Source organism: Cryobacterium sp. TMT4-10, from assembly GCF_004403275.1.
In the GTDB taxonomy this organism is placed as follows: domain Bacteria; phylum Actinomycetota; class Actinomycetes; order Actinomycetales; family Microbacteriaceae; genus Cryobacterium; species Cryobacterium shii.
Window position 1 is genome coordinate 19866 of sequence record NZ_SOGU01000103.1, and the last position, 13319, is coordinate 33184.

At 70.7% G+C, this 13319-nt stretch carries 12 protein-coding genes and 1 riboswitch; of the genes, 9 read left to right on the forward strand and 3 right to left on the reverse strand.

What is annotated here, in order from left to right; genetic code table 11:
* The first annotated feature begins 113 nt into the window (after positions 1-113).
* The 8 genes from E3T42_RS16020 (at position 114) to E3T42_RS16055 (ending at position 9046) form a co-directional block, all read left to right on the forward strand.
* On the forward strand, positions 114-3068 hold the full coding sequence (locus E3T42_RS16020; protein WP_134365729.1) for a Na+/H+ antiporter subunit A: 2955 nt from the start codon (positions 114-116) through the stop codon (positions 3066-3068).
* Positions 3065-3610: a sodium:proton antiporter gene (locus E3T42_RS16025; protein ID WP_134403380.1), complete on the forward strand. Its 546-nt coding sequence runs from the start codon at positions 3065-3067 to the stop codon at positions 3608-3610. Before E3T42_RS16020 ends, E3T42_RS16025 begins: the two co-directional genes overlap by 4 nt.
* The gene (locus E3T42_RS16030; RefSeq protein WP_241976260.1) at positions 3607-5175 is read left to right on the forward strand and encodes a Na+/H+ antiporter subunit D; all 1569 of its coding nucleotides are present in this window, start codon (positions 3607-3609) and stop codon (positions 5173-5175) included. Before E3T42_RS16025 ends, E3T42_RS16030 begins: the two co-directional genes overlap by 4 nt.
* Complete coding sequence (locus tag E3T42_RS16035; protein ID WP_134403381.1) at positions 5172-5807, forward strand: Na+/H+ antiporter subunit E; 636 nt, start codon at positions 5172-5174, stop codon at positions 5805-5807. The genes E3T42_RS16030 and E3T42_RS16035 overlap by 4 nt, the downstream gene beginning before the upstream one ends.
* Positions 5807-6070 (forward strand): monovalent cation/H+ antiporter complex subunit F, encoded by a 264-nt coding sequence (locus E3T42_RS16040; protein ID WP_134365732.1) that lies wholly within the window; start codon positions 5807-5809, stop codon positions 6068-6070. Before E3T42_RS16035 ends, E3T42_RS16040 begins: the two co-directional genes overlap by 1 nt.
* The gene (gene mnhG / locus E3T42_RS16045; protein ID WP_241976262.1) at positions 6067-6405 is read left to right on the forward strand and encodes a monovalent cation/H(+) antiporter subunit G; all 339 of its coding nucleotides are present in this window, start codon (positions 6067-6069) and stop codon (positions 6403-6405) included. The genes E3T42_RS16040 and mnhG overlap by 4 nt, the downstream gene beginning before the upstream one ends.
* Positions 6406-6428: 23 nt before the next feature.
* A riboswitch (ZMP/ZTP riboswitch) is annotated at positions 6429-6518 on the forward strand.
* Positions 6519-6562: 44 nt separating this feature from the next.
* Positions 6563-7861, forward strand: coding sequence for a serine hydroxymethyltransferase (glyA, locus tag E3T42_RS16050; RefSeq protein ID WP_134365733.1), 1299 nt, complete (start codon positions 6563-6565; stop codon positions 7859-7861).
* Between the two features lie 300 nt (positions 7862-8161).
* Complete coding sequence (locus E3T42_RS16055; RefSeq protein ID WP_134365734.1) at positions 8162-9046, forward strand: bifunctional methylenetetrahydrofolate dehydrogenase/methenyltetrahydrofolate cyclohydrolase; 885 nt, start codon at positions 8162-8164, stop codon at positions 9044-9046.
* Positions 9047-9339: 293 nt separating this feature from the next.
* Here E3T42_RS16055 and E3T42_RS16060 read toward each other — a convergent pair whose 3' ends face one another.
* Entirely contained in the window at positions 9340-9888 is a 549-nt protein-coding gene (locus tag E3T42_RS16060) for a gamma carbonic anhydrase family protein (RefSeq protein ID WP_134365735.1), read from the reverse strand.
* Between the two features lie 189 nt (positions 9889-10077).
* Between E3T42_RS16060 and E3T42_RS16065 the strand changes: the two genes are divergently transcribed.
* Positions 10078-10554: a YbaK/EbsC family protein gene (locus tag E3T42_RS16065; protein WP_241976264.1), complete on the forward strand. Its 477-nt coding sequence runs from the start codon at positions 10078-10080 to the stop codon at positions 10552-10554.
* A gap of 378 nt (positions 10555-10932) precedes the next feature.
* On the opposite strand, the gene galK is transcribed toward E3T42_RS16065, so the two are convergent.
* Complete coding sequence (gene galK, locus E3T42_RS16070; protein WP_134365312.1) at positions 10933-12093, reverse strand: galactokinase; 1161 nt, start codon at positions 12091-12093, stop codon at positions 10933-10935.
* Complete coding sequence (gene galT, locus E3T42_RS16075) at positions 12090-13298, reverse strand: galactose-1-phosphate uridylyltransferase (RefSeq protein WP_134403382.1); 1209 nt, start codon at positions 13296-13298, stop codon at positions 12090-12092. Before galT ends, galK begins: the two co-directional genes overlap by 4 nt.
* Between the last annotated feature and the right edge of the window lie 21 nt (positions 13299-13319).

A 13319-nucleotide genomic window follows, 5' to 3' on the forward strand; every position in this document is an offset into this window, starting at 1 on the left:
CCTCAACACTATCGGCCTCCCGCACGGGGTGTGTGCCGCGCGTGCCGGGATGCGGTCAGGAGCCTCTCGGTTAGACTGGAGTTCGACACTCAGAGAGAGAGCCGGGAGGCCGCATGGCGACAATCCTGCTGGCTTTTTGTGTCGTCTCCGCCTTCACCCCGCTGCTGACGCGCCTCCTGTCGGTGCGGGCCTTCTACCTGATCGCCCTGCTGCCGGCGGCCGCTTTCGCCTACACCCTCGGCCAGACCGCCACCGTGACCGCGGGAGACGCGGTGACCGAGAGCATCCCGTGGATCCCGACGCTGGGTATCTCCCTCTCCTTCCGCGTCGACACCCTGGCCTGGCTGCTGGCGCTGGTCGTGACCGGGGTCGGCGCGCTGGTCCTGCTCTACTGCGCCCGCTACTTCGCCGCCGACGAGCTGTCCCTCGGCCGGTTCGCGGCCCTCCTGCTGGCCTTCGCCGGCACGATGTACGGGCTGGTGACCGCCGACGACATCGTGGTGATGTTCATTTTCTGGGAGATCACCAGTGTGCTCTCGTACCTGCTGATCGGGCACTACACGAGCCGCCGGGCGAGCCGCGGCGCCGCCCTGCAGGCTCTCCTGGTGACCACGTTCGGCGGGCTCGCCATGCTGGTGGGCGTCATCATGCTCTCCGTGGCGGCGGGAACGACCTCCCTGGCCGTGATCGTCGCCGACCCGGTCTCCGGGCCCGCCGCGACCTGGGCGATCCTGCTGATCCTCGTCGGCGCGCTGTCCAAGTCGGCGCTGATCCCCTTCCACTTCTGGCTGCCCGCGGCAATGGCCGCCCCGACCCCGGTCAGCGCCTACCTGCACGCGGCAGCCATGGTCAAGGCCGGCATCTACCTGGTCGCCCGGCTCGCCCCCGGCTATGCCGACACCGACGCCTGGATGCCGGTGCTGGTGACCATCGGCGTCTGGACGATGCTCGTCGGAGCGTGGCGCTCGCTCCGGCAGCACGACCTCAAGCTGCTGCTGGCCTACGGGACCGTCAGCCAGCTCGGGTTCCTGATGGTCTCGGTCGGATTCGGAACCCGGGACGCTGCGCTCGCCGGGGCGGCGCTGCTGCTCGCCCACGCGCTCTACAAGGCCACGCTGTTCCTCGTCGTCGGCATCATCGACCACCGGGCCGGCACCCGCGACCTGCGCCGGCTGTCCGGCCTCGGCCGCAGCCAGCCCGCGCTCCTGTTTATCGCCGTGCTCGCCGCCGGTTCGATGGCCGGACTGCCGCCCCTGTTCGGATTCGTCGCCAAGGAGGCCGTATTCACCGCGCTCCTGGAGGCCGGGCGGGCCGGCGACGGCTGGGGTTGGATCGCCCTGGTGGGCACGGGCATCGGCTCGGTGCTGACGGTCGCTTACAGCATCCGTTTCATTTGGGGTGCGTTCGGCACCCGGCCGACGATGGCTCCCACCGCGCTGCACCCGGACCGGTGGGGCGTGCTGCTGGCCCCCGTCGTCCTCACCGCCGGCACCGTGCTGCTCGGCCCGCTGAGCGCCGGGATCGACCCGTTGCTGGCCCCCTACGCCGACACGGTCGCCGGCGGCGGCGACTACCACCTCGCGCTCTGGCACGGCCTCGAGCCGGCGCTGCTGATCAGCCTGGTCCTGGTCCTCCTCGGCGCGCTGATGTTCGCAGCGCGCCGCCGGGTCGCGCTCCTGCAGGCCACCGTCCCCGCCTGGGTCGACGCCGGCCACGGCTACGGCGTGACCGTGCGCGGCATCGACCGGGCCGCGGCCCGCCTCACCCACTTCGCCCAGCGCGGTGGCCTGCCGCAGTACCTCTCCACCATCCTCGTGGTATTCGTGCTCGCCCTCGGCTTCGCGGCGCTGGTCAACCGCACCTGGCCCGACGCCCTGGTGCCCTGGGACTACCCGGCCCAGGTCGTGATCGCCCTGATCATGGGCATCGCGGCGGTCGCGGCCGCACGGGTCGGCCAGCGGATGACGTCGGTGCTGCTCGCGGGCGTCACCGGTTACGGCCTCGTGGCGTTGTTCGCCCTCCACGGCGCACCCGACCTCGCCCTCACCCAGGCGCTGGTCGAAACGATGACGCTGGTCGTGTTCGTGCTCGTGCTGCGCCGCCTGCCCACCGGGATCATGCAGCACAACCGGCCGATACACCGCCGCCGCCGCGCCCTGATCGGCGTGCTGGTCGGCGCCGTGATGGGAACCATCGGCGTGATCGCCCTCGGCGCACGGCAGGCGGTGAGCATCTCCGCCGAACTGCCGCGCCTGACCCAGGAGGCGCACGGCACCAACATCGTCAACGTCGTGCTCGTCGACATCCGGGCCTGGGACACCATGGGCGAGATCTCCGTCCTGATCGTCGTCGCGACCGGGGTGGCCAGCCTGCTCTTCGTGTCCGGACGCAACGAGGTCGTGCCGCGACTGAAGGGTTCCCGCACCCAGCGGTCGCCGCGGAACCGCCGCCGCGTGGTCGCCGACCCGCACGCGTCCTCCGCCGGGCACGCTGTCACCCGCCAGTCCTGGCTGCTGGCCGGGCGCACCATCCCCGCACCGGACCGGTCCATCCTGGTCGAGGTGCTCGTGCGGCTGCTCTTCCACCCGGCGATCGTCGTCTCCGTCTTCCTGCTCTTCGCCGGCCACAACGCCCCCGGCGGCGGATTCGCCGGCGGACTGCTGGCGGGCCTGGCCCTCGTGGCCCGGTACCTGGCCGGCGGCCGCTACGAACTGGGCGAGGCCGTGCCGGTGGACCCCGGCAAGATCCTCGGGCTCGGCGTCATCCTGGCGGTCGGTTCGGCGGTCGGGTCGCTCTTTTTCACCGGGATCCCGCTCGAGTCGGCGTATTTCAGCGCGGAGGTCCCGGTGCTCGGGGCCCTCTCGTTCGGCACCTCCACCATCTTCGACATCGGAGTGTACCTGGTCGTGATCGGCCTGGTGCTGGACATCCTGCGCAGCCTCGGCAGTGAGATCGACCGGCAGAGCGACGCCGGCACTGCCCCGACGCCCGAGCAGGAGACGCCGAGCGGCGGCGAGCCCAGCGGTGCCGAGCCCGAGGCCCTGGCCCGAACCGAGGTGCTGCCGTGAGCGCGTCCCTGACCCTCGTCATCGTCATGGCCGTGATGTACGCGGCCGGCGTCTACATCATGCTCGAGCGGAGCCTGACCCGGGTGCTGATCGGTTTCGTGCTGGTCGGCAACGCCACGAACCTGCTGATCTTCATCATGAGCGGCCGCCCGGGCAGCTCCCCGATCATCACCGGCACCGCCCGGGACCTGAGCATGGTCGACCCGATGCCGCAGGTGCTGATGCTGACCGCGATCGTCATCAACTTCGGCATCACGGCGCTCCTGCTGGCGCTCATCTACCGCTCCTGGTGGCTGGCGCAGCTCGGCGACGAGGGCGACAACCTCACCGACGAGCACGCCACCGAAGCTCCGGGCCAGAACGAGCGGGACTTCCGGTCCTCCAGCGACGACGACGCGGCCGTGGAAGCCTCGCTCGACGAGGACGGCGAGCACGACGACGACGACGAGCACGATGACGAGGATGGCGGTGCGAACGTCGGCGCTCGAGACGCCGCGAACACGTCCGGCCGCACCGCGCGCCCGGACGGGGGTGCACGGTGAACCCGGCGGGCATCCTCGTGCCCCTGGTCGTGGCCCTCCCGTTGCTCGGTTCGGCGATCGCGCTGGCCCTCGGCCGGCGGCCGGGACGCCAGATCGGCATCAGCGTGCTCGTGCTGGCGGCCGTCGTGGTTATCAGTGCCGTGCTCCTCGTGCTCGTCGACCGGGGCGGCACGGTGGTCGTGCACGTCGGCGGCTGGCAGGCCCCGTGGGGGATCGTGCTGGTGGTCGACCGGTTGGCGGCCCTGATGCTGATCGTCTCCGCGCTGATGCTGCTGGGCGTGCTCCTGTTCGCCGTCGGCCAGGGCATCCTCGACGGCGACCGGGAAACCCCGGTGTCGATCTTCCACCCCACCTACCTGGTGCTGGCGGCCGGGCTGTTCAACGCGTTCATCGCGGGGGACCTGTTCAACCTGTACGTCGGATTCGAGATGCTGCTCTCGGCCAGCTACGTGCTGCTCACCCTCGGCGGAACCGGTGCGCGCATCCGTGCCGGCGTCACCTACATCGTCGTCAGCCTGGTCTCGTCCGTGCTCTTCCTCAGCGCGATCGCGCTGCTCTACGGGGCGACCGGTACGGTGACCCTGGCCCTGCTGGCCGAGCGCGTGCCCCAGCTCGCCCCCGATGTGCAGCTCGTGCTGGGGCTGATGCTGCTGTTGGGCTTCAGCGTCAAGGCCGCCGTGTTCCCGCTGTCGTTCTGGCTGCCGGACTCCTACCCGACCGCCCCCGCGCCGGTCACCGCGGTGTTCGCCGGGCTGCTCACCAAGGTGGGCGTGTACGCCATCCTGCGCACCCAGACCCTTCTGTTCCCGGAGAACCCGCTGTCGGTGCCGCTCCTGGTCCTGGCCCTGCTCACCATGCTGATCGGCATCCTCGGCGCGCTCGCGCAGGCCGATATCAAGCGGCTGCTCTCCTTCACCCTGGTCAGCCACATCGGGTACATGATCTTCGGCATCGCCCTGGGCACCCCCCTGGCCATCGCCGCCACCATCTTCTACGTGGTGCACCACATCACGGTGCAGACGACCCTCTTTCTCTGCGCCGGGCTGATCGAACGCGTCGGCGGCACCACCTCGCTGGCCAGACTGGGCGGGATGCTCAAGACGGCGCCCCTGGTGGCCGGCCTCTTCTTCGTCGGCGCGCTCAACCTCGGCGGAATCCCGCCGTTCTCCGGCTTCCTCGGCAAGGTGGCGCTCTTCCAGGCCGGGGCCGAACTGGGCGGCCCGCTCCCCTTCATCGTGATCGCCGCAGGCGCCGCGACGTCCCTGCTCACCCTGTACGCCCTCACCCGGGCCTGGAACATGGCCTTCTGGCGCCCGCGCCGGGAGATCGAGGACTACGAGTCGCCCATGCTCGACCGGCTCACGGACGACCCGCACGATGAGGGAACCGTCATCACCAAGACCATTTCGCCGCTGATGATCGGGGCGACGACGGCCCTGCTCGCGCTGACGCTCAGCCTCACGGTCTTCGCCGGACCGGTCTTCGCGTTCGCCGCCCGGGCCGCCGCCGAGATCGAGGAACCGGCCGCGTACATCGACGCGGTGTTCCCGGACGGAGCGCCGTGACCACGCGCTCCGAACGCCTGAACGGATACGTCAGCCGGCTCACCCTGGGCGGCGGGCTGGTGCTGCTCTGGATGCTGCTCTGGGGCAGCTTCGACCGGAGGGGTCTGGTCACCGGGGTGCTGGTGGCGGCGCTGGTCTCCGTCGTGTTCTACCTGCCGGCGGTGCAGTTGAGCGGGCGCCTGAATCCGTGGCGAACGGTGCTCTTCTTCCTGCGGTTGCTGGTGGACATCGTGTCGGCGTCGGTGCAGGTGGCCGCCGCGGCCCTGTCGCCGCGCTACCGCGCCAGCAATGCCATCCTCGCCGTGCCGCTGCACACCCGCAGTGACCTGATCCTGACCTGGACCGCGGTCGCCACGTCGATCGTGCCCGGCTCCCTCGTCGTGGACATCGACCGGGTCACCTCCACGCTCTACCTGCACGTGCTGAGCATGCGCACGCCGGAGCAGATCGAACGGTTCCGGGCGAGCGTGTTCGAGACCGAACGGCGAATCGTGCTCGCGTTCGGGTCGAGAGAAGACCTGGAACGGCTGCGGGTGTGCGCCGCCGCCACCGAGAAGTCACCCCAGAAGTCACCCGAGGAGTCACCCGAGAGCTCCACCGAGACGTCCACCGAGAAGACAGGAGACGAGTGATGGCAATCGTCGCGATTGTGGCCGGAGTCCTCTTCGGAGCCGGCGGACTGTTGGCCCTGTACCGCATCATCCGCGGACCGTCCGTGCTCGACCGGGTGATCGCCTCGGACGTGCTCGTGGCCACGGTCATCTGCGCCCTGGGCGCGGAGATGGCCCTCAACCGGCACGTCGACACCCTGCCGGTGCTGCTCGTCCTGGCCCTGTTCGCGGTGCTCGGCTCCCTCAGCGTCGCCCGGTTCCTGTCGGTTCGGGAGCGCTCGTGAACCAGGTGGCCAATGATGTGGTGACGGCCGTGCTGGTGCTGGCCGGGGCGGTGATGTGCTTCGCGGCCGGGGTCGGCCTGATCCGTTTCCCCGACGTGCTGACCCGCCTGCACGCGGCCACGAAACCACAGATCTTCGGCCTGATCGCGGTGACGACGGATGTCGCGGTTAACAATTTCTCGCTCGGGACCGTGACCCTGGTGGTCGCCATCGTCGTCTTCCAGGCGCTCACCGCCCCGATGGCGGCGCACCTGGTGGCCCGGGCCGGGCACGACAGCGAGCACCTCCGCACCGACCTGCTCATCGTCGACGAGCTGGGAAAGCGCACCGACTGAGACCCGAGGGCGCCTGCTAAGATCGAGCCTGTCGCAACTGGCGTAGCACGAAAGATGGGTCACCATCGGGGAGCGACTGACACGGTTAGTGGCCGCACGCCTGGGCTACGACGAATTTTTCATCACGTCGTTCACTCAAGACGTCTAAGGAGACCCCGTGCCCGATTCTGTGCAGTCCAACGTCCTTCGATCCACGTTCAACGAGCCGCTCTCGGTCGTCGACCCGGAGATCGCCGCCGTCCTCGAGCAGGAGCTCGGGCGTCAGCGCGACTACCTCGAGATGATCGCGAGCGAGAACTTCGTTCCCCGCGCGGTGCTGCAGTCGCAGGGGTCGGTGCTCACGAACAAGTACGCCGAGGGCTACCCGGGGCGCCGCTACTACGGCGGCTGCGAGTACGTCGACGTCGCCGAGCAGCTCGCCATCGACCGGGCCAAGTCGCTCTTCGGCGCCGAGTACGCCAACGTGCAGCCCCACTCCGGCGCCACCGCGAACGCCGCCGTGCTCTCCGCCATCGCGACGCCCGGCGACACCATCCTGGGCCTGGAACTGGCCCACGGCGGTCACCTCACCCACGGGATGAAACTCAACTTCTCCGGCAAGCTCTACAACCCGGTCGCCTACGGCGTCGACCCGACCACCTTCCTGGTCGACATGGACGTCGTCCGCGAGAAGGCCCTCGAGCACAAGCCCAAGGTCATCATCGCCGGCTGGTCGGCCTACCCGCGCCACCTCGACTTCGCGGCCTTCCGCAGCATCGCCGACGAGGTCGGCGCGATGCTCTGGGTCGACATGGCGCACTTCGCCGGCCTCGTCGCCGCCGGGCTGCACCCGTCCCCGATCCCGTACGCGGACGTCGTCTCGACCACCGTGCACAAGACCCTGGCCGGCCCCCGCTCCGGCCTGATCCTCTCCCGCGACATGGCGCTGGCGAAGAAGCTCAACTCGAACGTGTTCCCGGGCCAGCAGGGCGGGCCGCTGATGCACGTCATCGCCGCCAAGGCGACCGCGTTCAAGCTCGCGGCCGAGCCGGAGTTCAAGGAACGCCAGGAACGCACCCTCCGCGGCGCCAGCATCCTGGCCGACCGTCTGATGGCCGACGACTCCCGCGCCGGCGGCGTGGACGTGCTCACCGGCGGCACCGACGTGCACCTCGTGCTCGCCGACCTCCGCAACTCGCCCATCAACGGCCAGCAGGCCGAGGACGCCCTGCACGCCGTGGGCATCACGGTCAACCGCAACTCGGTTCCATTCGACCCGCGCCCGCCGATGGTCACCAGCGGCCTGCGGATCGGCACGCCCGCCCTGGCCACCCGCGGCTTCGGCGACGAGGAGTTCACGGTCGTCGCCGATGTCATCGCGGAGGCGCTCAAGCCGGACGCCGACATCCAGGGCCTCCGCGCCCGGGTCAAGGTGCTCACCGACGCCTTCCCGCTCTACCCCGGCCTGCAGCAGTAGCCCGCCCCGCGGGCGCGGCGCCCGTCGCGCCTCACCCGCCACGTCCCGCGCTGTCCCGCCCCGGGCTGTCCCGGCCCCGGCTCGGCTCCAGCTTCGGCTTCGGCCCCGGAAGCCCGGCCCCAACGAATTCGACGGAGATTTCGCCTTAAAAACACGCTGACGGCATCCGTCACCGGCGTGTCGGTCAAAATCTCCGTCGAATTCGCACACGCGCGGTCCGGAACCGGCAGCACTCCGGAACCGCAGCAGCCGGCCGGAACCCGCATCTGAGAACGATCGACTGAATCGAATGGATCCACAATGACGGCAATCACCCTCGACGGAGTCAAGACCGCCTCCGCGGTCAAGTCCGAACTCATCGGCCGCATCAGCGAGCTGCGGGCGCACGGCGTCGTGCCGGGGCTCGGTACGCTGCTGGTCGGCGACGACCCAGGGTCGCGCTCGTACGTCGCGGGCAAGCACCGCGACTGCGCCGAGGTCGGCATCGAATCGATCCGCGTCGACCTGCCGGCCTCCGCCAGCACCGCCGACGTGCGCGCGGCCATCGCCGACCTCAACTCCGCCCGGGAGGTGACCGGGTACATCATCCAGTTGCCGCTGCCGGTCGGGCACAACGACAACGCCATGCTCGAACTTATCGACCCGTCGAAGGATGCCGACGGCCTGCACCCGACGAACCTCGGCCGGCTGGTACTCGGCATCGAGGGCGAACTGGACTCACCGCTGCCCTGCACGCCGGCCGGCATCGTCGAACTGCTGCACCGCTACGACGTGCCGATCGTCGGCCGTCGCGTCGTCGTGGTGGGCCGCGGGCTCACGGTCGGGCGTCCGCTCGGCCTGCTCTTCACCCGCAAGGGCCTGGACGCCACGGTCACCCTCACCCACTCCCGCACGGTCGACCTGCCCGGCGAGGTGCGCCGCGCGGACATCGTCGTGGCGGCGGTCGGTGTTCCGCACCTGATCCAGGCCGACTGGGTCAAGCCCGGCGCCGCCGTGCTCGACGTGGGCATCACCCGGGTGACCGACCCGATCACCGGCAAGGGCACCCTGACCGGGGACGTGCACCCGGACGTCGCCGAGGTGGCCGGTTTCCTCTCCCCGAACCCGCGGGGCGTGGGACCGATGACCCGGGCCATGCTGCTCTGCAACGTGGTCAAGGCCGCCGAACTCTCGCTCCGTCGGTAGCTCTCGACGGTCGTCGCGGTGCCGCCGTGTGGCGCCGGTCGCCCGGCTGGCCCGGTGGCGCAAGTCAACCCGGCCCGCGATCCGGCGAGACCCGGTACGGATGCCGCCGGTGGCGCAGGTCACTCCGGCGCGCGATCCGGGCAACCCCGGGTACGGATGCCGTCGCGGCGCACGCTGTGTGCGCCGGCGCATGTTGCAGCGGGCGCCGCGAGCCACAACCTGAGCCCTGAACCGCGGTGCGCGCAGCGAGACCGGCGGGCGGACTCAAGCGAGTTGTGATCCGCCGGGGCAGCTCAGGCCTGGGGTGCGGCGCCCACGGATGCGTGCAGCGCGGAGTGACGCAGATACTCCTCCGCGTTGTGGCTGAGGCCGGCCACCTCTTCATCCGTCAACGACCGGCGCACCTTCGCCGGGACGCCGGCGACCAGCGAGCGCGGCGGGATCACGGAGCCCTCGAGCACGACGGCTCCGGCCGCGACGAGCGACCCGGAACCGATGACGGCACCGTTCAGGACCGTCGCCGACATGCCGATCAGGGAACCGTCTTCGATCGTGCACCCGTGCAGCACGGCGCCGTGGCCGACGGACACGTCCCGGCCGAGGATGAGCGGAAACCCGTGGTCGACGTGGCAGGAGACGTTGTCCTGCAGGTTGGATCCGGGGCCGATGCGGATGGGCTCCGCCTCCGCGCGCAGCACGGCGTTGTACCAGACGCTGGCATGCTCGGCCAGGACGACGTTGCCCACCAGCACGGCGCCGGGGGCGACATAGGCGGTGTCGGCGACGACGGGTCGGGGGCGGTCGGGGAGAGTGATGATGCGGGCGGCGCTGTCGGCAGTCATACGCGCCAGCCTATCGCCCGGCCGCGCCCCGGCGCCCACGTGCGCCCACGTGCGGCCGGGCGCGGCCGGGCGCGGCCGGCCTGCCCAGCCCTCCGCCGAGCCGTGAGTTTCGCCCCTCCACACACCCTCCGTAGGGCCTTCAGAGGGGCGCTTCTCACGGTTCGGCGGCTGACCGCTTAGGATTCCGGCATGGTCAACAGCATGCATCCGTCCGTCGAACGGGTGCGCGGCACCCTGCACGGTTTCGGCCTCGATCCGGAGATCAGATGGTTCGACGAAGCGGCGACGACCGCCCAGACGGCAGCAGCCGCCCTCGGTATCCCGGTGGGCGCGATCGCGAATTCGCTCGTCTTCACGCTCGACGGGGAACCCCTGCTCGTGCTGACGAGCGGAGCGCACCGCGTCGACACCGCCTGGCTGGGCGAGAGGCTGGGCGGCACCATCGGCCGCGCCTCGAAGGATGTGGTCAAGCAGGCGACCGGGCAGGTGATCGGCGGGGTCGCGCCGGTCGGGCATCCGTCGCCCCTGCGCACCCTGGTGGATGTCGCGCTGGCCGAGTTCGCGGTGGTCTGGGCCGCCGCGGGCCACGCGCATACCGTGTTCCCCACGTCGTTCGACGAACTGCTGCGGATCACCGGCGGCGAGTCCACTGCTGTCGTTCCCTGACAGCGAGAGCCGGAGGCGCCCCGAGCATAACTCCTGCAGATTCCGCGAAACGGACCGAAACTCGGCCGAAAAGAGCCCCGGCCGACCAGATTGCAGGAGTTATGCAGAGGGTGCGCGTTGCTCCGTGTGGCTGACTCAGGAGAAACGGATGCCGCGGGCCGCCTCCGCCAGACATGCAGCGGGTGCAGAGGGTGGTCCCACCGGTTCTTCCTGAGTTAGCCACCGAGCAAGCGCGGCTCCGGCAGGCCCTGCCCGAGCCGGAGGCGCCCCGAGCATAACTCCTGCAGATTCCGCGAAACGGACCGAAACTCGGCCGAAAAGAGCCCCGGCCGACCAGATTGCAGGAGTTATGCAGAGGGTGCGCGTTGGCCCGGGCGGCTACTCCGCGCGGCTTGCCCCGTCTGCGGCGTGCACCACGAACAGGTCCGGGGCCGTGAAACCGCGGGCCGCGAACGCGGCCGTGACCTCCGCCGTGACCCGGGGGATGAGCGAGCGCGGGGTGAGCGCGATCGCGGCCCCGCCGAATCCGCCGCCGGTCATGCGGGCGCCGATGGCCCCCGCACCGCGCGCGGTTTCGACGGCGAGGTCGAGTTCGGGCACCGAGATCTCGAAGTCGTCGCGCATCGACACGTGCGAGGCGTCCAGGAGAGCACCGATCGCGGTCGGTCCCTGCTCGCGCAGGGTGCGCACGGTGTCGAGCACGCGCTGGTTCTCCGTGATGACGTGCCGCACCCGGCGGAGGGTCTCGTCGTCGAGCAGCTCGGCGGCCCGCGGCAGGTCGTTCACGGTGAGGTCCCGCAGGGAGGCGACGCCCAGCATCCGGGCGCCCAGTTCGCAGGATGCCCGGCGCGAGGCATACCCGCCGGTCGAGTGCGCGTGGCTGACCCGGGTGTCGATGATCAGGAGTTCGAGGTCGGCCGGGGCGAAGCCGAGCGGGATCACCTCGGCGTCGAGGCTGCGGCAGTCCAGGAACACGGCGGCGTCGGCCTGGCCGAGCAGCGACGCCGACTGGTCCATGATGCCGGTCGGCGCGCCGACCGCGCGATTCTCCGCCAGCTGGCCGACCCGGGCAAGCACGCGCCGGTCGAGTCCGAGCTGCCAGAGGTCATTCAGGGCGACCGCGACCGCGCTCTCGATCGCGGCCGACGAGGAGAGCCCGGCCCCGATCGGCACGTCGGAGTCGATGAACACGTCGAAGCCGGCCACGACGGCCAGGTCCGCGCCGAACTGGCCGAGCGCCCAGGCCACCCCGAGCGGGTAGGCGGACCAGCCGGCCAGGTTCTCCGGCGTCAGGTCGTCGAGGGACAGCTCGACGGTCTCCTCGGCGAACGAACTCGCCACCCGCAGCAGGCGGTCCGGGCGCAGGGCCATCGCGACCACCGTGCGCCGGTCGATCGCGAACGGGAAGACGAAGCCGTCGTTGTAGTCTGTGTGCTCGCCGATCAGGTTGACGCGGCCCGGGGCCGACCACAGGCTGGCCGGCTGAGCGGCGAAGCGGCTCTCGAAGCCGGCGCGCACGGACTGGGCGAGGGCGCTCATGAGCGGGCCTTCCCGGCGAATGCGGCGGCGGTCCCGGCGGCGGCAGCGGTCGCGGCGGCCTCGTCGGTGTCGGCTGCGGCGGACCGTTCGACGGCCAGGCGGATGTTGTCGGCCGCCTGCTCGGGCGTGACGTCGCCGATCCACGCTCCCATCGCGGCTTCCGAGCCGGCCAGGAACTTGAGTTTGTCCTCGGCCCGGCGCGGGCTGGTCACCTGCAGCATCAGGCGGATCTCGTCGCGGCGCACGTTCACCGGGGCCTGGTGCCAGGCCGCGATGTACGGCGTGGGGGTGTCGTAGAGGGCGTCGATGCCGCGCAGCAGGCGCCGGTACAGCACCGCCAGCTCGTCGCGTTCGGCGAGGACCGTCTCGGCGAAGTCGGGCACGTGGCGGTGCGGCAGCATGTGCACCTCGATCGGCCAGCGCGCCGCGAACGGCACGAAAGCGGTCCAGTGCTCACCGCTGAGGATGACCCGGCCGCCGGCCTGCTCGCTGGCGAGGATGTCGCCGAACAGGTTCGGGCCGTACTGGTCGAGGGAGGCGATCACGCGCTGGCTGCGCGGCGTGACGTAGGGGTAGGAGTAGATCTGTCCGTGCGGGTGGTGGAGCGTCACTCCGATCGCCTCGCCGCGGTTCTCGAACGGGAACACCTGCTCGATGCCGGGCAGCTGGGACAGGGCATGGGTGCGCTCGGCCCAGGCCTCGATCACGGTGCGGGCGCGCACCACCGACAGGCTCGCGAACGACCCCTCGTGCTCCGGGCTGAAACAGACGACTTCGCAGCGCCCGACCGAGGTCCGCGTGCGGCCCAGGCCGATCGTGGCCAGGTCGTCGAGCCCGGCGGGAGCGTCGGCATCCGTGAGCAACGGCCCGAACGACGGCGACTTGTTCTCGAACACGGCCACGTCGTAGTTACTCGGCACCTCGGACGGGTTGCCCGGGGTCGAGGGGGCGAGCGGGTCGAGGTGGGCCGGCGGCAGGAACACCCGGTTCTGGCGGGCGGCCGCGATCGAGACCCATTCCCCGGTCAGCGGATCCTGCCGCATCCGGGCCGTGGCCGGGCGCGGGTCCAGTTCGCGCAGGTCGGCGGCACGCTCGGGGGCGAGGGTGGTCTGGGGGTCATCGAAGTAGATGAGGTCACGCCCATCAGCGAGCGTGTGGCGGTGACGGACGATGCCGGTGTCGGCGACGAAGTGTGGTGTGTTCATGGCAGAAACCACGCTATCTGA

Bases quoted from the DNA above. Each gene is read 5' to 3' on its own strand.
- E3T42_RS16020 (WP_134365729.1), top strand. From the start codon at position 114: ATGGCGACAATCCTGCTGGCTTTTTGTGTCGTCTCCGCCTTCACCCCG.
- E3T42_RS16040 (WP_134365732.1), top strand. From the start codon at position 5,807: ATGGCAATCGTCGCGATTGTGGCCGGAGTCCTCTTCGGAGCCGGCGGA.
- E3T42_RS16055 (WP_134365734.1), top strand. From the start codon at position 8,162: ATGACGGCAATCACCCTCGACGGAGTCAAGACCGCCTCCGCGGTCAAG.
- E3T42_RS16060 (WP_134365735.1), bottom strand. From the start codon at position 9,888: ATGACTGCCGACAGCGCCGCCCGCATCATCACTCTCCCCGACCGCCCC.
- E3T42_RS16065 (WP_241976264.1), top strand. From the start codon at position 10,078: ATGGTCAACAGCATGCATCCGTCCGTCGAACGGGTGCGCGGCACCCTG.
- galK (WP_134365312.1), bottom strand. From the start codon at position 12,093: ATGAGCGCCCTCGCCCAGTCCGTGCGCGCCGGCTTCGAGAGCCGCTTC.
- galT (WP_134403382.1), bottom strand. From the start codon at position 13,298: ATGAACACACCACACTTCGTCGCCGACACCGGCATCGTCCGTCACCGC.